Origin of the sequence: Vibrio sp. 10N.286.49.C3, from assembly GCF_041469545.1 — a bacterium.
Classification (GTDB): Bacteria; Pseudomonadota; Gammaproteobacteria; order Enterobacterales; family Vibrionaceae; genus Vibrio; species Vibrio tasmaniensis_A.
In genome coordinates this window covers 52,616-74,512 of sequence record NZ_JBFRKT010000032.1, presented here as the reverse complement: position 1 = coordinate 74,512, position 21,897 = coordinate 52,616, and the positions used below count along the sequence as shown (strand labels likewise).

Genomic DNA, 21,897 nt, shown 5'->3' with positions numbered 1-21,897 from the left:
TTAACTGATCGGCATTACCGTATATACGGAGGTTTTTTTATTCCCCGAGATTATTTCCGTTACCCACAACCTCCCTTCCCCACCCACAAATTCTCCTGCGTATTCTCGATTCAAAAGCGGTTAGACGTGAAGATAACAAATCAACAAATCAAAATCATATAGTTAAGCACTGTAATTTTATGTAATGAACACCTGACAAAGTCATACAGTATTGATGTCCTGTATAAATTATTCTTCTTACTAATTAATTTGTGAATATAAATTTTTAGGGACCCCAATGAAAACAAGCATTTTATCTGCAGCTCTACTAATCACTTTAACTGGATGTGGCGGAGGAGGCTCATCGACTCCCGCGAAAAAACCAACAGTTAAGCCAACGCAAAAGCCAGTGGTATTTATCTCTAAATGTTCGCAACCCTTACAAGGGGATACAGCCTTAACCTTCAAGATTAAGGGTACAATAGCGAGTGTCAATGGCGTTGCATGTAGTGGTAGCCCCAAAGCATTTGACGATATGATGAAAGCTCACCCGAATACAAAAACGCTGAACTTCATCGATATGGGTGGCTCTATGAATGATGATGCCAACATTCAACTAGCGTACAAAGTAAGAGCGAAAAAATTAGACACGTACATTAGCTCTATTGGACATGTCGCTTCGGGGGGAACTGACCTTTTCGCTGCGGGTGTGAAAAGAACGATTGAACCAGGTGCTCGATTAGGCGTTCACTCATGGGCACAAGGGTCTTTACAAGGGGCTTCATTGCCTGTTGGTCATAGTGAGCATAAACCCTACATTGATTATTATAAAAAGATGGGATTACCAGATCCGAGCGGCTTCTACTGGTTTACACTGAAAGCTGCTCCGGCTCAAGGAATGCATTATATGACTCCTGCTGAAGTATCTAAGTATGGCTTAGCATCTGTAATGACAAATATTTCAAAAGACCTTAGAGCAAATTACACTCCTAAAAACAGCCTTTTGAACAACAACCTGCTGGACGTTGTGAGCGATAGCCTGAAAGCTGTAGCCGTTGAAAACCACGTGAGAAGCAGTGTCTATGTGCTCGACCATGTCTCCACACTTCTATTTAAGCATTTCAATGTATCAAATAGAGACGAGTTAATCACTTACATAAAGCTCAATGGGAAACTCGACCCCGTAACGAAATCTTACGTCTTCGCAGCCACGTCAGACAAACCTGCGACGATCTATAACTCAAACAAAGATGTAATTCATTCATCTTACAGCTCCAATAGTAAGTATAAGATCCAAGCTAAACCTTTAATTGAAACTGGCTTGACGATACAAGACTATGGCGTCGAAGACACAACAACAAGTGTTCAAGTCGTATTAAATAGAAGTGATGTCAAAGTTACCGTAGGAAGTGAAGAGTTTTCTCTAACCAAAGCCTCTTCAACAAATAAAATAAACCATTGCAAAATGGATAGCGCAGCGAATTCATCAGGTCACTTAGTAACGATTGCAAACTGTACAGAAAGCCGCCTTCAAGGTGACGTGGTACAATTGGTGAATTACAAGCGAACGACAAAAACACCCTTAATTGGTGGAACTCCCTCAGTAAAGAACTCCATTACTAAGACTTCGAACTTTGAATTCAATGCTAAGCAAAGTACGCTAATTACTAAGTAATTTTACACATTGCAAAAAGAAGCCCTACTTAACACTGTAGGGCTTCATCTTTATTTATTCTGCTTAAGTTTCATTTAAGCTGTCCAGACTAAATTAGTCAGCCTTGCGCACCAAAAAGTGATCGAGCATAATTTTTTCACCTGTACTTTGAAGAGGCTTAAATTCAATGACTAACTGATCGCCTTTCTGTTCAAATGCATTCACTTTCAAAAACAGACTTTCTTTGTCCGCTTTAATGTTATGAGCGACCTGACGACCATTAACAAACACATCAAATGCAGGCGCTTTAGAATTTACAGGTATCACTGTTTCAAAAGTGTACTTTTCCCCTTCTATCGCATAAGCGGTGTTATAAATACCACCATCCGCCGTCCAGTAAGTCGCATTGAAGTCCATACTTCCCGCTTTCCAGTAGCTGTAAAACGCGTGAAGATCTTCAATGTCATTCTGGGTCGTCGGTGTCCATTTTACATCAGCAAGATTTACAGGTTTCGTATAGCTAAAACCATGCTCTTGCATGTCACTTTGTAATGAATCCAATCTTCCCAAAACATCATCGAAGGTATCTTGCCAACCAAGCTCACCATAATATTGAAGCCCTATCTCCCCAATAATATAAAACTCACCATCTCTCTCAATCGTGATACCAGAGCCTGAATCCCCATGGATAATTAACCACTGCAAGTTACTTTGAGGCATGATCACTGGGTCATATTTGTACTCAGCTAACCATTTTTTGTCTGTGTCGTTGTACTTAACAAACTTTTTGCCGCCATTACGTCCGTTATAGTTGCCAAAGCCAACGCTATTTACTTCATAGACTTCTGAATGATCAAACATCCCTTTCTCGGGCAACTTCGCCGGCTTGATACCGGTGATTGGCGTATCTAAGCGCACCAAAGCGAAGTCGTAAATACCATCGGTAAATTCATACTCCCCCCACTCACCATCAGGGTCAGTAGTCGCACGTGACGTATGAACAACATTGTACTTACCATTCTTATCTTTTTCATAAGAAGAACAAGTTACCGCATTTTCATATCCTTCACTTTTTGAACCTGACACATGATTTGCTGTGATAACCCAATACGGGTCGATTAAAGTGGCCGACCCTGCATTCATGTGGCAAGCAAAATCAAATTGAGTTTGTAAGGCAAACGCTTTGTGTTGAGTAACCGAGCGATCCATCTTGCCTATGCCCGCCTGCGCTGAAAAAGTAGCAACGATCGCTGATGCCAAAATAATTTTTTTCATGTTACTGAGCCTCTATCAATTGGATAGCTTCAATAGCGTGGTAACCCTGTCTAGCTTCAAAGTCGAACTGTCTATGTTGACGTGTATAAGTGATTTCGACGATATCATCAGGAGATTGGGATTCGAAAACTATCGTATTTTTGACACTGGTCATGTGAAAGGAGATATCATTTTTAATAGTGATACATTGCTTTTTAACACATGCGGTTACATCAGCAGAAGAGAGCCAATTGTGTGTATAAAGCTCTACAGAAAATCGCCCGCCTTTACCTGGCTGAACGTCAAAAGAGAAACCACTAGTGCCGACAAGTAAACCAGAAAAAGCTAGCTCTTGGTTGTAATCTGTAGAATCACCACCCTGCCAGTAATAACGGTTACCAATTGCGTTTTTGGTCTCTGAATTAGAAACTTGTCGTAATTCACCAATAACGTTTACGTCACCAATTAAAGCACTATTGGGTTTATCTTTTCTTTGATGCTCTCCATACAAGAAAACCCAATCTAAACCGTTCAAGTCAACGTCTCTTGCGTAACGATACTTGCCATCATTAAGTTCATAACCGATGAACTCACTAGCGATCGACAAAGTATCTGTACCAATTTCTGAAACATTACTTAATTTATTTAAATCGACGTCAATCTCACTGGCCGCTGCATTAGTTGTTAGCAATGCCAACATGCAGAAGTTCAGTTTTGCACATTTTAATCTCATATTTCCGCCTCTGTATTAGTTCCAAGTAATTGTAGGCTAAAGATAAGTTGAAAATGTAAGGTGCTGTAAGGGCTTTGTTCATCACGATTCAAACCTCACCGACTGATAGTTGGCACGAATAACTATAAACCCAACCATACCAATAGTTAATGATGATAAATGGCGTTTGCCAAGCTTTTGACTAAAGGTGATTTACTTTCCAAGTAGTGACTCGACGCTCCTTACATATGCTTACAATAGGTATGGATAGTAATTGTATGTCATTAAGAATTTTTATTTCACGACGATAACAGCGATACCTATGCAAGTTCGTTTCATGTATACAACGAAAAAGCCCCACCAAATCATGGAGGGGCTCTGAAAGATCATTTTTGTGTACTCAAAAACTTAGTCGACATCTTGGTCGATAGCGTATTTTATCGCGAGACCGCAGATTGCCATCATAACGAATGGGATGGCGGCAGTCGTGTATTCTGCCCATGCCATATCAGCGAATGCTTTTGCCAGTAGTACGTGGCCGAGGATTAACAGAAGTGCACACACAATAGCAACGATAATCAACTTAACTTCGTTACCCATAGTCATTTTCAACATAACGGTATCTCCAATATTTGGTCTATCGATATTGAATCACAACTCGTTGGTCAAGAAGGCGTACAGTTGCATCGGAATCAGTCCGTACAGTTGGAATCATTGTCTTTTTTATGAGTGACTTACGGTTTTACGAGTGCGTAAGTTGATGCGCAAGTTTACCAAGTAAGAGCAGCGCTTGCTCTTTCTCTGCTGTGAGTTCATAAGAGAAGTTCAATCTGATCGCGTTATCTACTCTGCCCTGCTCACTAAACAGATCGCCTGAAGCGACGCTGATCCCCTGAGCAATTGCGAGTTGATGGAATTGTTGGCTATCGAAGTGAGGAGAGAACCGTACCCACACGAAGTAACCACCAGCAGGGTCTTCTATCTCGATGGAATGTGGGAAATATTGCTTAATGACCTCTATAAATCGCTTTTTTCTCATTAGAAGATTTTTACGCAATTTACGAAGGTGATTGTCGTAGCTTTCGTGTGTCAAGAAGTGCGCGACGCCAAGCTGCACAGGAGCACTACTCGACAGCGTAGAAAGAAGCTGAAGTTTTTGAATCGCATCATTAAAACGCGAACTCACCACCCAACCAACACGATAGCCAGGACATAAACTCTTAGAGTAAGAGCCGCATAGCAACACTGAGTCTGTTTTATCAAATGCTTTTAGCGGTTTAGGTTTATGCCCTTCGAAATATAGGTCGCCGTAAACATCATCTTCGATAATATAAGTCTTGTATTGTTCAGCAACCTCAACCACTCGGCGCTTCGCATCTTCAGACAAACTTGTCCCTGTCGGGTTTTGAAACGTCGTCATCAGCCAACACGCTTTCACATCCTGGTTTTGTAGTGCGCTTTCAAACTGCTCAATATTCAATCCATTGATTGGACAAACATCCACTTCGATAGGGTTGAGTCCTAACCTCTCGACAGCTTGCAGAGCACCATAGAAAGCGGGAGATTCAATCACAACGTAGTCACCGGGCTTGGTTACAGTTTGAAGGCTCAAGTTAAGCGCTTCCATCGCACCAGAAGTAATCACGATATCTTGATGGTTGACGGTAATACCTTGCTGCAGGTAACGTTGAGCGATTTGTCTTCTTAGGGACTCACTGCCCGGTGGCAGATTATTGATCACACTAGCACCTGTCATCTTCCTTCCCGCACTGGCGAGGTTTCGAGTCAAGGTAGGCAAAGGAAAAAGGTCAGGATCTGGGAATGCTGATCCAAAAGGAATAACCCCCTCTGCCGAACTCGATTTCAAAAAGTCGAATAAGCGATCATTGATGGCTTTCTTTTTGTGTACTAACGGCAGTTCATAATCAACGCCGTCCACACGTGGTGCAACAAAGTAGCCCGACTGAGGCTTAGCGATGATCCACCCTTCGCTTTCTAACAATTGGTAGGCTTGTAAGACAGTACTATTGCTGACGCTGTAATTGCGACAACTCATGCGGACGGAAGGGATCTTTTCTCCTGAACGCCACGTGTTGTTCGCTATCTGAGTTCGAATATCCTTTGCAAGCTCTTCATAACGCGCCATCTAATTGTACTACCTAGAGAAATTCTAATAAGCCTGAGATTTTATCACTAACGTTAACAACTATTGCTGCTATCCATATGATTGAGCCTAATTTCTATAATAGTGTGAATTGGTTCACAGATAACTTTGTATGCTTTGCTAAGTTTGTAACCAAGGCGAGAGCCAAGTTCGTTCTACGCCTCTATAATTTGATGTAATCCAAAAAACATGCGAGATAAAAATGAAAAAAATAGAAGCAGACCAGTTAAGTTATAAAGGAGAGTCAAACGGTGTTCATAGTTGGACAACACCGAGTGGCCAGCCATATTACTGGCACCCAGACTGGCTCCATATCGCTGAAGATGCAACAGGCTCACATCCAAAGCAGGAGATCGACGTCGATCAAGACCAAGCACCAACTGAGAAACACGCGGTGTCTGCTATTCTGAAACACCTAAACCAATGGGCATCAGACAAACTAGCATCTCACCCAGACATTGAAACCAACTCAATTGAATCTGAAATCAATCTGAAAAAGTAATTTGATTAGAGGTAAGTAGTCGTCAATCACTCTCGACTTTACTCAAATATATCGACTGAATAGTCTCGTATTTCAACCGGGACTATTCAAGTGTCTTCATAAAAACTGCCGTAATAACACCCATCTAGCTAACAATTATCTAACACAAACCAATTTTTTGTATCATTCAACAAAAGCTATCGATAGAATCCCCGACCTTATTCACACTCGCTATACTAGCCATACATACCTACCAACCTCGTGAATTAATACACAAAATACGTATTCGTAAACTTAGGAATAGTTGCGAGACCTTAAGATGAAAATGAACAAAGGCTTATCGATGGATACTTCAAATTACAATCAATCGCTAACGACTCAATTATACGTCATCGCTGGCGTGCTATTTGGCACCTACGGCAGTCGGGTATGCCCGATGCTCGAAAGCTTAACGACGTTAGAAATTTTCACCCAAGTCAGTAGTGTCTTTATCTTATTGTGGCTAGCGCGTCATTATTTGCTATCGCAACACACCTTAGTCAAACAAGGTCGATTTGCACAACTCGATACTATGTTGTTCTTTGCCGCGAGTATTCCTTTCGCGCTCTACTACAACCTAAGCTACGACTTCACGATAGACAGTAACTTGAAAGTGCTGTTCGGCATGAGCCTATTTGGTTTCTTTACCGGTACCATTCTTCAACTGAAAGCGAAGCTTAGCCAAATAGATGAAATGGAGATGACTGGGCAATTTGACTTCCACCTGATAGGTGAAAGAAGTTCACTGGTTAAACAAATGATTGGTTTGGTCATCGTGCTTCTGGTAACACTGACCACCATGCTGACTATGGTGGCCGTCAAAGACATCTTCTGGCTAGAACACAACCCCGGCCGTTTGCTAGATGGTACGGGCAAGATCAGCGTGATCAAAGAGTTCATTTATTTGGCGGTTGTACTAGGTGGATACGCGATAACCATCATGACTCTATGGAGCCAGCTGATTAAACGTATTCTTCTAAGCCAAGAGCACGCATTAAGTAAAGTAACTAATGGTGAGCCAGGCGTTCGCTTACCTATATTTAGCTACAACGAGCTTGGGTCAATAGCATCTATGACCAATACCATGCTTGATAGCCTCGAAAACGCTCAAGACGAAGTAAAAACCACACGTGACGTCGCGATTGTTAGCTTATCTGCACTAGCTGAATCTCGAGACAATGAAACTGGCGCCCATATTTTACGAACTCAAGAATACGTAAAGGTACTCGCACTGGAGCTCAGCAAATCTGAAGCTCACGCGACCTTATTAACACCCAACTATATCGAGCTGCTTTATAAATCTGCCCCACTGCATGATGTAGGTAAGGTTGGAGTACCTGACAGTGTGCTGCTAAAACCGGGCAAACTGACGGATGAAGAGTTTGAGATAATGAAAGGTCACCCTGCTATTGGCGCCGAAGCGTTATCTATTGCAGAAAAGCAATTGGGAAGCAGTTCTTTCTTAAGAGTCGCGAAAGAGATTTCTCTCACTCACCACGAGAAATGGAATGGCAGCGGTTATCCAAATCAGTTGTCTGGTGAAGAGATCCCATTATCCGGTCGCTTAATGGCATTGGCCGATGTTTATGACGCATTAATATCGAAGCGAGTCTACAAGCCAGCCTTTACTCATGAGCAAGCGAAACAGATTATCTTGGAGGGCAATGGGACCCATTTTGACCCGCAAGTTGTCCAAGCTTTTCTGGCCGTCGAACAAGAGTTCGTTTCAATTGCCGCGACCTACAAGGATGGAAAAAACATGCAAAGTGAACTTGAACGAGAAAGCTTTGTTGCTCAACCTGCTTAGTCTTTTCGAAAACCACTAACTATACAGGCTCCGACTATACAGGTTACAGTCAGTTATGGGGTGTTATACAGGCTACAATAGTTATATAGGTTAGGCCGCAGAGTGATTTTTTGAGTCAGCTTCATTCGAGTATTAAGTTAAACGAAACAGGAAGAGTGACTGAATAAGATTCTATAAAAAAACCAGCATATATATGCTGGTTTTTTTAGTTTAGAAGAAACACTATCTTAGTAGCTGTACACCACCAAGAGCCACGCCCGGGTTTTTTCCTTTGCTGTCAAGTTTTTCTACTTCATAGACCCACTTGAGCGTTGTTGTATCGGCTGGTAAATCAACGCGGTGAACACTGTAGCCGCCCACTTTTGTTTTTCTCGGTACACTCACTCGGTTGGTACCAATAGATGGTAGGCTAGACCAATGATTACCAGATTTGCTTAAAGTTCCATCAGAGATATTGTCTCCGATACTATAAGCCTTCCAGATTTCCGTACCATTTGCTAATAACTTAAGCGTACCTTTTGGAAGGTCCTGAGCACCAGTCCACCCTTTTCCAATAACAGCAGTTCTAAAGCGGACTGTTTTCCAATCTTTGCCACTTTGAGCCGTAACAGAAACCTCTGACTTTTTCTCATCCCCCCCCAAGTAAATATGCCCCTCCCAGTTAGTGGCACCTGCTGGGTTTTGCGTCCAAGTGTTCTTAAATTGGTCAGTTCTATTGCTATTGCCCCAACCAAACAAGCAAGGTTCACTCTTACTTACTTTACACGCTGGGTACTTAGCGCCGGCATTTTCTTCAGCGTAACTGAAGGAAACATTCTGCACGCCCGCTTTTAGTGCGTTACGAACAGACCATACGCTCCCCTTTTTACCATCAACATCAACGCGCCAATATAAAACATCGCTTGCTGGGTCTAGATTGACAGTGTGTGAACCTGAAACAGCAGAACTAGCACCTGATTGAACTTCTAACCAAGTGCTATTATCTGTACTGGTATACACTTTGTAAGCACTAGATTTAGATAATTTCCATGTAAACGTCTGATTACCATTAAATGGAAGTGACTGTCCATTATATGGGCGTGGTGTATGTGCATACTTCAGGTTGTCATTCGCTAGATCTTTCATCTCACCATCAGACAAAGCAAAAGAGCGCATCTCAATGTTATCAACTAAGAAATTACCGGCTATTTGCTCAGATTCTAGGTTGGCCGTTGCGTCTTTACCTGCGTCCATCCAAGGCTTGGCAATAATCAACCCTTGACTTGTTCCTGCATCTAAACGGCTACCCGCCCCCCAAACACCGGCATAGCCGTCAGTAAGTTTAATATCGTCAACTTCAGCTTTATTGTTGTAAGCGTCAACTAGTGTCGCTTGCTTACCATTAAGCCAAATAGAAACTTTTTGGGTATTACGGTCAACACGTACAGCAACGGTATTCCACTGACTTAGGTTAAGTGCCTCTTTGGTTGTAACAGATACCTTTCTTAAGTCACTTCCACCAGCATAAGTTGCTAGTTGGCGTGAAATCATAAACCACTCAATAGCTCCCTCTTTGGTTAACTTTAGGTGGAAACCGTCACTCCAAATACCTTTGCTAACCAAATCAATTGGATGTTCTAGTTTTACATTAGGCTTCACTTTCAGTGAGAGTGTGAAATCGTCTTCAGCAAAGTCAAAATCATGCCCATAATGGAATTTATACTTTAAAGACTCCTGAACATCATTTTCTAACAAGTTAGATTTTACAGATTCATAAGCGCCTAGTTTAAGCGTCTTTGAATTATCATAACCTTGGTTGACCCAAACCTCAGAAATCGACTGTTTGCTTGAATTTTTAGCGGCTGCTAGCTGTTCAGACAAGCCTGTTTGAGCGTTTACTACCCATAAGTCATCGATAGGAGCCTGCTCAAAATCAAAGCGAGCATATAAGTCAGGCGATGTCACTTTTACATGTACGACATCTCGGTCGAAAAGTTTCTTGCCATCAGTAATGATGTAGTGGAACTCATCTTCACCAATAAAACCTTTTGGGGCTTTATAAGTTACTTTTCCATTGGCGATTTTAAGTTCTGCACCCTGTGCTGAATATTTATCAACCTTATGGATAGAAATAGTGTCGCCATTCGCGTCAAAGTCATTTTTGAGCACATCTAAGCCAGTCGTGCTGTCTCGTTTTACGCTGAAATGGTCGATTTTAGCCGATGGAGGCAAAGGGTAGTCGGCAAGCCCAACCAAATTTCTTCTCAAACGGTTATTTTTATAACGTGTAAAGTTGATGTCATCAACATGAGCAGCGCCACCTTGAATACCTTCACCTTCAGCCGAGGTACTATGGCCTGTGCCTAAGTAGTGTGCGGTTTCATGTAATACAACGCCGTCTGCACCGATGATGTCACCAGGAGAGCGAACAATACTTCCGAAGTTTACGCCTAGAATCCAGTTGCCTTTCAGCCACAGCATTCTATGTTTGAGATCCCAACCTCGCGTTTTTCTTTGCTCATCCCACCATTTTATAGCAGCAACTCGAATAGGTTCATTCTCATGTTGGTAACCCCACGCCTTACAAGCGTCATGAGAAGCACTTTTTTTACAAGTTTGGTAATGGTCGTCCAGATAGCCCCAAGTTTCTATCAACACATCATTGACAGAGAAACGTAACAAAGCATCTCGACTCAAAACATAATCAACCAAGTTAATGTAGTAGTCGACGAGCACCATCGCATCATCCAAGTTGCTATCCGCTTCTTGAACAAACGCTTGGTAAGAGACATGAACTGCCACTTTTACTTTGTGCAGCTGAACTTGCGTTTTGTCTTTAGCAATTAAGTTATCTAAACCCGATGTTGGTGCACTTGGGTGCTCATCTACGGTTTTAATTGCTTTTTGCATGTTGTCTAAAATTGCAGACTGCGGCGTAACCGAAGCTAAGTTTTGAGCTGTTGCTGTTAGCTTCTTAGCGGAAAGACCGCTTATGATGTCCGCTTTTTCAATTGTCCATACTCTTTGACTACCACGGAACGCTGTCACATAGAGTTTATTTTTACTGGTCAGTGCGGCAATAACTTGCGTATTCTCATCACTGGTATCAACACCACGATAAACACGAATCGCTGGCGTATTAATAGTACTGGATGGTGCATTCCCATTAATACGGTGATCCCAAAGATATACTTTCATATCGGGCTCTCTGATCGAGTAACGATGGAGCTCTAACGTACGCTTTTTATCATTAACCGTAATCGCCACTGAGAGATCCGGGGGGGAAGCTTTCGTAGGGTTGTAGACCATAGGTTTATGGCCTTCGTTTTTGCTATCTTTGCACCCACCAGCCATGACTACCGCTAGTACCACAAAACATAGACTCAGTATTTTCTTCATTCTATGTGGTTCCCTTATATCGACCAGTCTAAAGATGAATAAAAACCATAGTAATAGCAATGAATTACGTTGAACAAAACAACGCCAACGTACAGCCTATTAAAGGACTGTCTTTCAAAAGGGAGCATGATTTAACTACGTAAATAAAAAAGCCCAGCGTACAAATACGCTGGGCTATTAAAGTTTAAAAGAAAAGTACTACCTTATTAGTTGTACACCTCCTATAACGGCTCCGGGGGTCATTCCTTTGCTATCTAAGCGTGAGCTTTCATATTCCCATTTGAGCTGTGTGACATTTGCAGGGAGATCAATAAAGTGAACGCCATACATATCAGATTTCACTTTACGAGGTACACTTACTGAGTAAGTACCGATAGAAGGCAGTGACGCCCACTCTGTACCTGCTTTAGTCCAAACCTCATCACCGATATTATAAGCTTTCCATACTTCCTTCCCATTTGCATACAGCTTCAGTGTACCTGAAGGGTAATCGTCCGCACCGGTCCAACCTTTGCCCGCCGCAGCTGCTCGAAAACGAACACCAGACCACTCACCGGTTGGAGTATCAACTTGTAAGCTCAACGTTTTTTGTTTACCACCAAGATATATATGGCCTTCCCAGTTAGTAGTCCCGCCGTTGTCAATTGTCCAAGTATTACCATATAAGTCGTTATAACCATTTTGCGTTGCTGGCCAACCAAATAAGCAGGTTACACCTGATTTGACTTCACAATCAGGTATTGCGGCACCGTTACTAATTTCAGAGTGACTGAATGCGACTTCTTGACGACCATTAACTAGATTATTTCGAACCGACCACACTTCGCCGACAGAACCGTTCACGTCGACACGCCAATAAAGCGCCTCATCGGAGGCATTGAGCGCGACAGTATGTGAACCCGAACTACCATTACCAATTTTTTCAGTAGACCAAGACTTTCCATCACGGCTAATCATTAACTTGTAAGCCGATGACTTAGACAATTTCCAGCTCAGTGTTTTGCTTCCTGAGAAAGCAATGCCTTCACCATTATATGGACGCGGTGTATAAGGATACACATAATTGTTGTTGGTCAATTTTGATATCTGATCATCTGTAAGTGCAAATGACCTCAACTCTACGTTATCGATACGCAAATAGCGGCTCTGGCTTTTTTGTAACTCCTGCTTGTGTACTTCGTCCGTATCCCACCATGCTTGCCCGATAGTCAAACCTTGACTGATACTTGACGCTCTTCGGCTACCTCCGCCCCATAAACCAGCATAACCTTTAGGAAGATTAACCTCATTTTGCGCTTCATCGACAAGCGACTGTTTAACCCCATCAACCCATAAGCTTGCTTGATTCGTTGTTCGGTCAACTCGCACAGCAATTGCATGCCATGCGCTATCAGCAGGTAAAGGTGACTCCGTCGTCATTGTTACAATGCGGTAATCAGTACCGCCTATATGCATAGCGTATTGACGAGACTTCATGTACCACTTTAGTTTTCCATCTTTCAGTAGTCGTAAGTGGTAGCCTTCTCTCTCCATTCCACGGTTAACCAAATTAATGTCATGAGGAAGTCTAGTTCCAACTTTCAATGAAACCGTGAAGCTATCATCACCGAGATCAAATGCATGACCGTAATGAGTATTATATTTAAACGACTCAGGTACATCGTATTTGCTTTTGATTGACCTTACCGCTTCATGAGCACCCAGCGTTAATGTCTTTCCATAGGAATCGTTAGTCACTGATTGTGAGTAATCAACCCAAACATCCTTCCCTGAACGCCAATCACGACTAACATGAAGCTGACTTGCTAGTCCGGTCTGTTCATTAGGAATCCAAAAATCTTCAATCGCGCTTTCAAATCCGAATCTAGCGTACAAACCAGGGCTTGTTACTCTTAAATGAACCTCTTCACGATCATACAATTGTTTTCCATGATGCTTAGTTGAGTCAGTGATTTGATAAAAGAACGAATCTTCTCCCACAAACCCTTTCGGTGGGGTATAGACCAGTTTATCTCCGACGATCTTAACTTGACCGCCTTGAACGGTAAGCGAGTCCACTTTATTTATCGATATCGAATCACCATTTGCATCAAAGTCATTTTTCAACACATCTAATGTTTTCGCTGTATCACGCAACACACCAAAGTGATCAATTTTAGCCGATGGGGGTAACGGGTAATCAGCAGGGCCAACAATCGCTCGTCTGGCTACACGGTTTTTGTAACCGACAAAACCAATATCTCCCACGTGCGCTTCACCACCTTGTGAGGTTTCTTCCTCGCCACCAGTATGGTGCCCCGTACCTAAATAGTGTGAGGTTTCGTGTAAAACAACACCATCCGCTTGAATCAATTGACCCATCGAGCGAACATAAGATCCCCAGTTCACACCAACAACCCCACTGCCTACCAAATCAATCATGCGATGTCGAACATCCCAATGGCGCGTTTTTCTTTGGGCATCCACCCAACGTCGTGTTGCGTTTTTAATTGAGGTATTCTCATTTTGGTAACCCCAGTCTTTACATCTATCGTGACTGCTACTCTTTATACAGTTATTGTAGTGACTCCTTAAATGCCCCCATGTTTCAATAAGAACATCTTGCATAGAGAATCGAATTAACGCATCACGACTATACACATAGTCCACTAAGTTTATGTAGTAATCAGCTAAAACCATAGCATCATCAAAGTTACCGTCAGCTTGCTCTTTAAAAGTCTGGTAACTAATTTGAACAAATGCATTTATCTTACTCAGTTTAATGTCTGACATATTTGTTGGTAAGATATTGTCTAGACCCGAAACTGGGTTATCCGGATTTTTGTCTATTGGCTTAATCGACTTCTGAACCGCATCTAATATACTGTTTTGTCGAGACACAGAAGAAAAGCTAGACTTCAGCGGTTGGATAGTACCCGCTGATTTACCACCAGTTACCGCTGCATCCTTGATCGACCAAACTCGGTGGCTACCACGAAAAGCAGTTACATATAATTTATTTTTAGTGGTAAGAGCCGCTATAACTTGAGTATTCTCATCACTCGTATCAACGCCTCGGTAAACACGAATGTCCGGAGTTTTAATAGTACTCGAAGGGGCATTCCCGTTAATACGATGATCCCATAGATATACTTTCATATCGGGCTCACGAATAGAGTAACGATTCAGCTCTAACGTACGCTTTTTTCCATTAACAATAATTTCAACAGAAAGCTCTGACGGTGATGCTTTCGTTGGCTTATAGACCATAGGTTTATGGCCTTCATTTTTGCTATCTTTACAGCCCCCAGCAGTGACCACTGCTAAAGCCACGAAAAACAGACTCAGTGTTTTCTTCATTCTAAAGAGTTCCTTCATGTTTACCGCCCTAAACATGAACAAAAACAACATTGTTAGCAATGAATTACGTTAAACAAAACCGCATCGACGCACAGTCATTTCAAATGGAAATGCCGAAAAATTCCATAAATCAAATTTTCGAAGCTGTTGGTTATAAATCGTTTTAATAAATTCTAGGTTTTGAGTTGTAACAACCTTGTATGAAAGGTATAAATACCGGAGTTATTATTACCTCCCTCTCAATTGACATGGATGAAGATTATGTTTGAAAAAGTGTTAGCAGCTCCCGCCGATCCTATTCTCGGCCTTACTGAAGAATTTAAAAAAGACTCTCGTGAAGAGAAAATTAACCTTGGTGTTGGCATCTACAAAAATGAAGAAGGTCAAACGCCAGTACTTAAAACAGTAAAGAAAGCAGAAGCTGCACTTCTTGAAAACGAAAAAACCAAATCTTACCTAACGATTGAAGGTACCGCTGAATACGGTCTAGCGGTTCAGAAACTGCTTTTCGGTTCAGATGCAGAGATCGTAACGTCTCAACGCGCTAAAACAGCACAAGCTCCAGGTGGTACAGGTGCACTTCGCGTAGCGGGTGAATTCATCAAGCGCCAACTGGGTGACGTGAAAATCTGGATCAGTAACCCAACTTGGGCTAACCACAACGGCGTTTTCGCTGCTGCCGGTATCGAAACAGCTCAATACAGCTACTACAACGCTGAAACCAAAGACAAAGACTTCGCAGGCATGGTTGCTGACCTAGAGAAAGCTTCTGAAGGCGACATCGTTCTTCTTCACGGCTGCTGTCATAACCCAACAGGCATCGACCCAACAACTGAAGAGTGGGAAGTACTTGCTAAGCTAGTTGCTGAGAAGAAACTGCTTCCTCTATTCGATTTTGCCTACCAAGGTTTTGCTAAAGGTGTTGAAGAAGATGCAGCTGGCCTGCGCATTTTTGCTCAATACAACAAAGAGATTCTTGTTGCTAGCTCGTTCTCTAAGAACTTCGGTTTGTACAACGAGCGTGTTGGTGCATTCACATTGGTTGCAGAATCTGCAGACGTAGCAACAACAGCGTTCTCTCAAGTTAAGAGCATCATCCGCTCTATCTACTCTAACCCACCAGCGCACGGCAGTGCTGTCGTTACTCACATCCTTGGTGATGCTGATCTACGTGCAGAATGGGAAGCAGAAGTAGCAGAAATGCGTGACCGTATCCAAGAGATGCGCGAGCTATTCGTAACGACACTGAAATCTGAAGGTGTTGATGCAGACTTCACATTCATCGAGCGCCAAAACGGCATGTTCTCTTTCTCTGGTTTAAGCAAAGAGCAAGTAACTCGCCTGAAAGACGAATTCGCAATCTACATTGTCGGCTCTGGCCGTATCAGCGTAGCGGGCATGACGAAGTCAAATATGGGTCCTCTATGTAAAGGCATCGCTGCGGTTCTTTAATCGAAAAAGAAACCTGCACTTGCAGACCAATAGATATGCAAAAGCCAGCTATTAAGCTGGCTTTTTTGTGTCTGCCTCCTTTATATGTCAGTTTTTAAGACGCTTAGTCTATATATCGCTAACTAATACTCTAGGAAGAACTCTACACCTAGCTCGTTAGTGCGTTCACTACGAATCTTACCTTCGCCATTTCTGTGTTGGTAAGAGCCACCAATCGCAAATTTGTTGGTCACTAAATAGCGTAAACCTAGGTGGTAGACTTCCTCGTCAAACAAGTCACTGCGATTCACTTGTACACTGCCGTTCGCTATCCAACGTTTCGCAAAGCCATAGTTGAGTTCCGCTTTTATTCCTTGGATAAACTCCGTGTCAGACGAGCGAGTAATGTTAGTTCCATTATCTTCGACTTCCCCCTTAGTAATACCAAGCAGGTAGTAAGCCACTATATCTAGATCTCGCTTAATACTGTAACGGTACCCAATGCCCGGCATAAGGGTATCCATTCGAGTTGTTGATTCATCTGGGTGAATGAAACGAGCACTGTAGTCACCCAACAATAGCCAATCATCCGTTATCGCATAGCTAATACCTAATCCATAGGATGATGCATTGTTATTGCTGCCTGCATCTTCATTCAAACTTCCCGAATGAGCGGTGGCGTATATATGGTCATAATCAAGAATATCCACACTGTGAGTTTCGGCCCACGAACTTGAAGAAAACATAAAAATTGCAGACACTAAACTAAGTTTCCACTTCGGCATTCCTATCATCCTTTAACTGTCACCCTATTATTTGAAAGATTAGTCTATCCCTAAGACTTTAAAAAGGTTTTAGCTCACAGATTGATTTGTGACGGCAAAATATTATCAAATGTTGTACCATGAAATCATACAAACCAATGGATGATCATTATGGATGCTGAGTTATTAGAGATTCAAAACTTTCTGGCACAATACCCCCCTTTCACAGAACTCCCAGAGGAGATGTTGGCGAAAGTGACCAGTAGCGTCGAAATTTCTTATTACCGCCAAGATACCCCTATCATTCACTTTGGTGATCAGATTAACGACCTTTACATTGTTCGAAGCGGCGAAGTAGAAGTCTATCGTCGTAAAGGTGAGCTCTATAACCGGCTGGATGAGGGACACTTATTTGGCCAAATGGGGCTACTCACCAACAATAAAGTTCGCTTCCCGGTAAAAGCAACAGAAGACACCCTACTCTACTGTATCCCTGAACCTATTTTCCAAGAACTCTACGACAACTATGATTCATTCGCTGACTTTGTCGAAGTAGAAGATAATGCGCGACTGCGTCAGGCTAACTCAGACAGCAACGACGCTAACGATCTAACCACGTCAAAGGTAAAGACGCTGCTGACTAGCGAAGCGCCAATGATCGAAAAAACACGAACCATCCAACAAGCTGCTACCATGATGGCACAAGATAATGTTTCATCTTTGCTGATCATCGACCCGGATATTGTTGAAGATGATGAAGACGATTCGACGCCCGTTATTGGCATCATTACCGACCGTGATCTGTGTACCCGAGTTTTAGCAGAAGGACTCGATCCATCGGATGAAGTATCAAGTGTAATGACAGCAGAGGTTATCTCGCTCGATCATAATGCCTATGTCTACGAAGCCATGATGACCATGCTTCGCTACAACGTGCATCACCTACCAGTACTAAAAGATAAGAAGCCTATTGGTATTATTGAAGCGACCGATATTGTACGTTACGAATCTCAAAACTCGCTGTTATTGGTAAGCAGCATCTTCCAACAGCAAAGCATCGAAGATCTTAAAGTCCTTTCTGAGCAAGTAAAAGACAGCTTTGTGCGCTTGGTTAACGAAGACGCCAACGCCCACATGGTGGGTACCGCAATGTCGGTAATTGGCCGTAGCTTTAAACAACGAATTATTGAACTAGCCGAAGATAAACTCGGTAAAGCGCCGATCCCTTATTGTTTCCTCGCGCTCGGCTCGATGGGGCGTGATGAGCAGCTGCTCGTTACTGACCAAGATAACGCCATTATTCTTGATGATACCTACGATGAGAAAAAGCACGGTAAGTACTTTGAAGAGCTGTCGACCTTCATTTGTGATGGCTTAGACCAATGTGGCTATGTGTACTGTACCGGTGACATCATGGCCACTAACCCAACTTGGCGTATGACACGTCGACAATGGGAAGAATGCTTCGCTGATTGGATTGATGATCCAAACCCGAAAGCACTACTGAACGCCTCTATCTTCTTTGATTTAGATGGTGTTTATGGCCGCTTAAAATGGGCAGAACAGTTAAATAGCTTTATTGTAAGACGTGCGCGTAAGAACAACCGTTTCTTGGCGTGTCTTGCTCGCAACGCACTCAACCGAACACCGCCTCTGGGTTTCTTTAAAGATTTCGTAATGGAGAAAGATGGTCGTCATAACAACTCGATCAACCTTAAACGTCGTGGTACCGCACCACTTGCCGATCTAATCCGCGTTCACTCTTTAGCAGTCGCATCTCGCTCTAAGAACTCATTCGAACGTTTAGACGACATTATCGACGCAGGTATTTTGCCAAAAGGTCGAGCTCAAGACTTGAAAGATGCGATGGAATTCATCTCTTTAGTTCGTATTCGCCACCAAGCCCACGATGTCGACAACAACATTGAGCCTGATAACAACATTGAGCCAGAGAACTTGTCTGACTTCGAGCGACGTAATCTAAAGGATGCATTCCAAATATTAAGCAATGCACAGAACTTTCTTAAGTTCCGTTATCAAGCCAGCAATAAGTTTAAGTAGGCGCTATGAACAAACTATTCAGATCACCTGCAGTCGATTGGCCATTTAAGTTTGCTCAGAAATTGGAACGAGCGAGAGACGAGCGCTTAAAGCAATTTTATAGCCAGCCTCTTCCTGCACCTGATACGCCATTATCAGAAGTGACTTTCTTAGCTGTCGACTTTGAGACAACGGGTTTAAACCCAAACAAAGATGGCATCATTACCATTGGTCTAGTTCCGTTTACGCTAAATCGAATCTACCTAAGACAAGCCAAGCACTGGACCCTGAGACCAAAGCAGAAATTGGAAGAAGACTCGGTTGTTATCCATGGCATCACTCACAACGACATCATTGATGCGCCAGACTTAAGTGAAGTATTAGATGAGATCTTAGAGTCAATGGGCGGCCATATCCCAGTCGTTCATTATCGCCGCATCGAGCGTGATTTCTTGGATAACGCGTTGAAGGTCAGATTAGGTGAAGGAATTGAGTTTCCAGTCCTCGACACGCTCGAGATTGAATCTCAAATCCAAAACAAACTGGCCGGCGGTCTATGGAATAAGCTAAAAGGTAAGAAGCCTGCGTCAGTAAGGCTTGGTCAGAGCCGTCGTAGATACCACTTGCCTGACTATACTCCGCATCATGCGTTAACTGATGCGATTGCGACAGCGGAGCTTCTACAAGCACAGATTGCGCACCATTTTAGCCCTGATATGCCTGTTAAAGATTTCTGGTTATAGCTAAATTAAACACCATTTAAACGCGTATAAAGCGATTTAACTGTTAGCTACTGACTAATAGTTAATAGTGCACACTTCAAAATTAAAAACGCTCACATCATCTAGATTGTGAGCGTTTTTCTTTTTCGCATGATTTTTTTTTGCGCCTGAAGAGAAAGTCTACTCGGCTGTCGGGCCAACCAATCTCATTTCCCAATCTTCAACTTCGCCAGTTTCAAGTCGACGTTCTACAAGCGTGCCCCAAGATTCCACTAAAGGCAGCTCCGCCAATTCTCTAAGCTCTTGTTTATCCAAACAACCCGTGAACACCGCCCCCATAACCCGGCTTAACGGCCATTCTGGGTAAGGTCTTTCACACAGGGTAATCTCGTCACCGGAGCCGATATCACCCTCTTCCAAAACACGGAAGTACCAGCCAGTTCGAAGGGTATCTTGTAGCCTTCTTGCCATATCATTTTGATCGAATCGTACATTGAGCTTCCAACAAGGCATGCGCCCCTGTGAGACTTCCAATAAAGTAGATCCGATGCGAACCTTATCTTTCAAGCAAATGGATTGTTCCGTGATCCCGCTTGAGCTCAGGTTCTCGCCAAATGCGCCTGCAGATTGGAAGATGTCTTTGTCGCCCAGTTCTTGCTGCCAAACCGGATAGTGCTCACTTGGATAAATATGAAGGGCTTTCTGAATACCGCCATGAAAGCGAGGGTCGCCTTGCTCATCGTTAATAAATCCAAGCTCAGTGGCGTATTGGCGCTCAGATAAAACCTGCTTATTGATAGCACTCTGTGTACCGTGAGCAAAAGCAACAACCTTACCGCCCAAAACACTGTTTACTGTACCTAACTTCTTCATACCCTTCCTTTTCAGCAAGTAAAAAAAGAGGAGCTTTCGCTCCTCTTATTGTGAAATACGCCTTAATTAAGCGTATTTCTCTTCAAAGTCTTTCATGAAGCTGACTAATACTTGCACGCCTTCCAGAGACATCGCGTTGTAAAGTGATGCTCGCATCCCACCTACCGCTCTGTGGCCTTTTAGTGATTTCAGACCAGCAGCATCAGCCAACTCTAAAAACTTAGCATCTAGCTCTGGTTTCGCTAATTGGAATGGCACGTTCATTCTTGAACGGTTTACTGTATGAACATCGTTTCTGTAGAAAGCTGAGCTATCAATCGCATTATAAAGCAGCGCAGCTTTCTCTTTGTTCACTAATTCCATCGCTTCAACACCACCTTGAGCTTTCAACCACTTGAATACGAGGCCTGATAGGTACCAAGCATACGTTGGCGGTGTGTTGAACATTGAGTCTTTTTCAGCAAGTACTTTGTAGTTAAGAATGCTCGGCAATACGTCGTTTGCTAGCTCTAGCAGATCATCACGCACGATAGCAATGCAAATACCAGCAGGGCCTATATTCTTTTGAGCGCCAGCGTAGATAACACCGTACTGAGACACATCGATCTTACGAGACAGAATGTTAGATGACATATCCGCTACGATTGGCTTATCCGTTTGAGGAAGCTCACTGATTTCAATACCATCGATGGTCTCATTTGGACAGAAATGTACATACGCCGCTTCCGGGTCGATTTTCCAATCTTTAGCTGGAACAACCGCTGCTTTGCCATCAATTGACGTCTTGGCGTTGAATACATCGATTTCGCAATATTTGCTCGCTTCAGTCACTGCACTTTCTGCCCAGTAACCCGCATCAATGTAAGTCGCTTTCGTCGCGTCACCTAAAAGGTTTAGAGGAACAGCAGCGAATTGAGCACGAGCGCCCCCCTGACAGAAAAGAACTTTGTAGTTGTCTGGGATGTTCAGAAGATCACGTAGGTCCTGTTCGGACTCGTCAGCAACTTGAATAAATTCCTTGCTGCGATGGCTGATTTCCATCACGGAAGTCCCTAAACCATTCCAATCAATAAAGTCCGCCTGCGCTTGTTTCATTACCGGTTTAGGCAGTGCAGCTGGGCCAGCACTGAAGTTGAATACGTTATCTAATGTAAGTTCCATGGGGATGATTGCTCCTGCTAAATAATAACTATGCAAGTAATACCATGTTTTACCCAACATAAAAACAACAAAAGAGGTCTTAAGACCTCTTTTGTTTTG

The 21,897-nt window shown here is 42.9% G+C and carries 15 protein-coding genes; 6 read left to right on the top strand and 9 right to left on the bottom strand.

The window, feature by feature from the left end; genetic code table 11:
- Positions 1–277 precede the first annotated feature (277 nt).
- Positions 278–1,654, top strand: a complete 1,377-nt coding sequence (locus AB4180_RS14855; RefSeq protein WP_102249853.1) for a hypothetical protein — start codon at positions 278–280, stop codon at positions 1,652–1,654.
- Between the two features lie 93 nt (positions 1,655–1,747).
- Here the strand turns inward: AB4180_RS14855 and AB4180_RS14850 are convergent, their stop codons facing one another.
- The 4 genes from AB4180_RS14850 to AB4180_RS14835 all read right to left on the bottom strand — a co-directional run bounded on the left by AB4180_RS14850 (position 1,748) and on the right by AB4180_RS14835 (position 5,745).
- Positions 1,748–2,908, bottom strand: coding sequence for a serine protease (locus tag AB4180_RS14850; RefSeq protein WP_009847045.1), 1,161 nt, complete (start codon positions 2,906–2,908; stop codon positions 1,748–1,750).
- A 1-nt stretch (position 2,909) separates the two neighbouring features.
- Entirely contained in the window at positions 2,910–3,587 is a 678-nt protein-coding gene (locus tag AB4180_RS14845) for a hypothetical protein (RefSeq protein WP_041472836.1), read from the bottom strand.
- 420 nt (positions 3,588–4,007) lie between these two features.
- On the bottom strand, positions 4,008–4,214 hold the full coding sequence (locus AB4180_RS14840; protein WP_004734707.1) for a hypothetical protein: 207 nt from the start codon (positions 4,212–4,214) through the stop codon (positions 4,008–4,010).
- A gap of 127 nt (positions 4,215–4,341) precedes the next feature.
- Positions 4,342–5,745, bottom strand: a complete 1,404-nt coding sequence (locus AB4180_RS14835) for a PLP-dependent aminotransferase family protein (protein WP_017096732.1) — start codon at positions 5,743–5,745, stop codon at positions 4,342–4,344.
- 220 nt (positions 5,746–5,965) lie between these two features.
- Between AB4180_RS14835 and AB4180_RS14830 the strand changes: the two genes are divergently transcribed.
- Positions 5,966–6,265 carry a hypothetical protein gene (locus AB4180_RS14830; RefSeq protein ID WP_009847048.1) on the top strand — a complete coding sequence of 100 codons (300 nt, stop codon included), beginning with the start codon at positions 5,966–5,968 and terminating at the stop codon, positions 6,263–6,265.
- 298 nt (positions 6,266–6,563) lie between these two features.
- Positions 6,564–8,090: an HD-GYP domain-containing protein gene (locus AB4180_RS14825; RefSeq protein WP_102249852.1), complete on the top strand. Its 1,527-nt coding sequence runs from the start codon at positions 6,564–6,566 to the stop codon at positions 8,088–8,090.
- Between the two features lie 222 nt (positions 8,091–8,312).
- On the opposite strand, the gene AB4180_RS14820 is transcribed toward AB4180_RS14825, so the two are convergent.
- Together AB4180_RS14820 and AB4180_RS14815 are read right to left on the bottom strand one after the other, a co-directional pair.
- The gene (locus AB4180_RS14820; protein ID WP_102249851.1) at positions 8,313–11,468 is read right to left on the bottom strand and encodes an Ig-like domain-containing protein; all 3,156 of its coding nucleotides are present in this window, start codon (positions 11,466–11,468) and stop codon (positions 8,313–8,315) included.
- Positions 11,469–11,666: 198 nt separating this feature from the next.
- The gene (locus AB4180_RS14815; protein ID WP_102249850.1) at positions 11,667–14,807 is read right to left on the bottom strand and encodes an Ig-like domain-containing protein; all 3,141 of its coding nucleotides are present in this window, start codon (positions 14,805–14,807) and stop codon (positions 11,667–11,669) included.
- Positions 14,808–15,068: 261 nt separating this feature from the next.
- On the opposite strand from AB4180_RS14815, the gene AB4180_RS14810 reads away from it, so the two are divergent.
- Positions 15,069–16,259, top strand: a complete 1,191-nt coding sequence (locus AB4180_RS14810) for an amino acid aminotransferase (RefSeq protein WP_017102666.1) — start codon at positions 15,069–15,071, stop codon at positions 16,257–16,259.
- Positions 16,260–16,381: 122 nt separating this feature from the next.
- On the opposite strand, the gene AB4180_RS14805 is transcribed toward AB4180_RS14810, so the two are convergent.
- Entirely contained in the window at positions 16,382–17,023 is a 642-nt protein-coding gene (locus AB4180_RS14805; RefSeq protein WP_029223784.1) for an outer membrane beta-barrel protein, read from the bottom strand.
- Between the two features lie 150 nt (positions 17,024–17,173).
- On the opposite strand from AB4180_RS14805, the gene AB4180_RS14800 reads away from it, so the two are divergent.
- Both AB4180_RS14800 and AB4180_RS14795 read left to right on the top strand, forming a co-directional pair.
- Positions 17,174–19,063 carry a DUF294 nucleotidyltransferase-like domain-containing protein gene (locus AB4180_RS14800; protein ID WP_009847053.1) on the top strand — a complete coding sequence of 630 codons (1,890 nt, stop codon included), beginning with the start codon at positions 17,174–17,176 and terminating at the stop codon, positions 19,061–19,063.
- A 5-nt stretch (positions 19,064–19,068) separates the two neighbouring features.
- Positions 19,069–19,785: a 3'-5' exonuclease gene (locus tag AB4180_RS14795; RefSeq protein WP_012604226.1), complete on the top strand. Its 717-nt coding sequence runs from the start codon at positions 19,069–19,071 to the stop codon at positions 19,783–19,785.
- Between the two features lie 159 nt (positions 19,786–19,944).
- Here AB4180_RS14795 and AB4180_RS14790 read toward each other — a convergent pair whose 3' ends face one another.
- Positions 19,945–20,637: an MOSC domain-containing protein gene (locus AB4180_RS14790; protein WP_102249849.1), complete on the bottom strand. Its 693-nt coding sequence runs from the start codon at positions 20,635–20,637 to the stop codon at positions 19,945–19,947.
- 66 nt (positions 20,638–20,703) lie between these two features.
- Positions 20,704–21,798 carry a 3-phosphoserine/phosphohydroxythreonine transaminase gene (serC, locus tag AB4180_RS14785; RefSeq protein ID WP_009847056.1) on the bottom strand — a complete coding sequence of 365 codons (1,095 nt, stop codon included), beginning with the start codon at positions 21,796–21,798 and terminating at the stop codon, positions 20,704–20,706.
- Positions 21,799–21,897 lie beyond the last annotated feature (99 nt).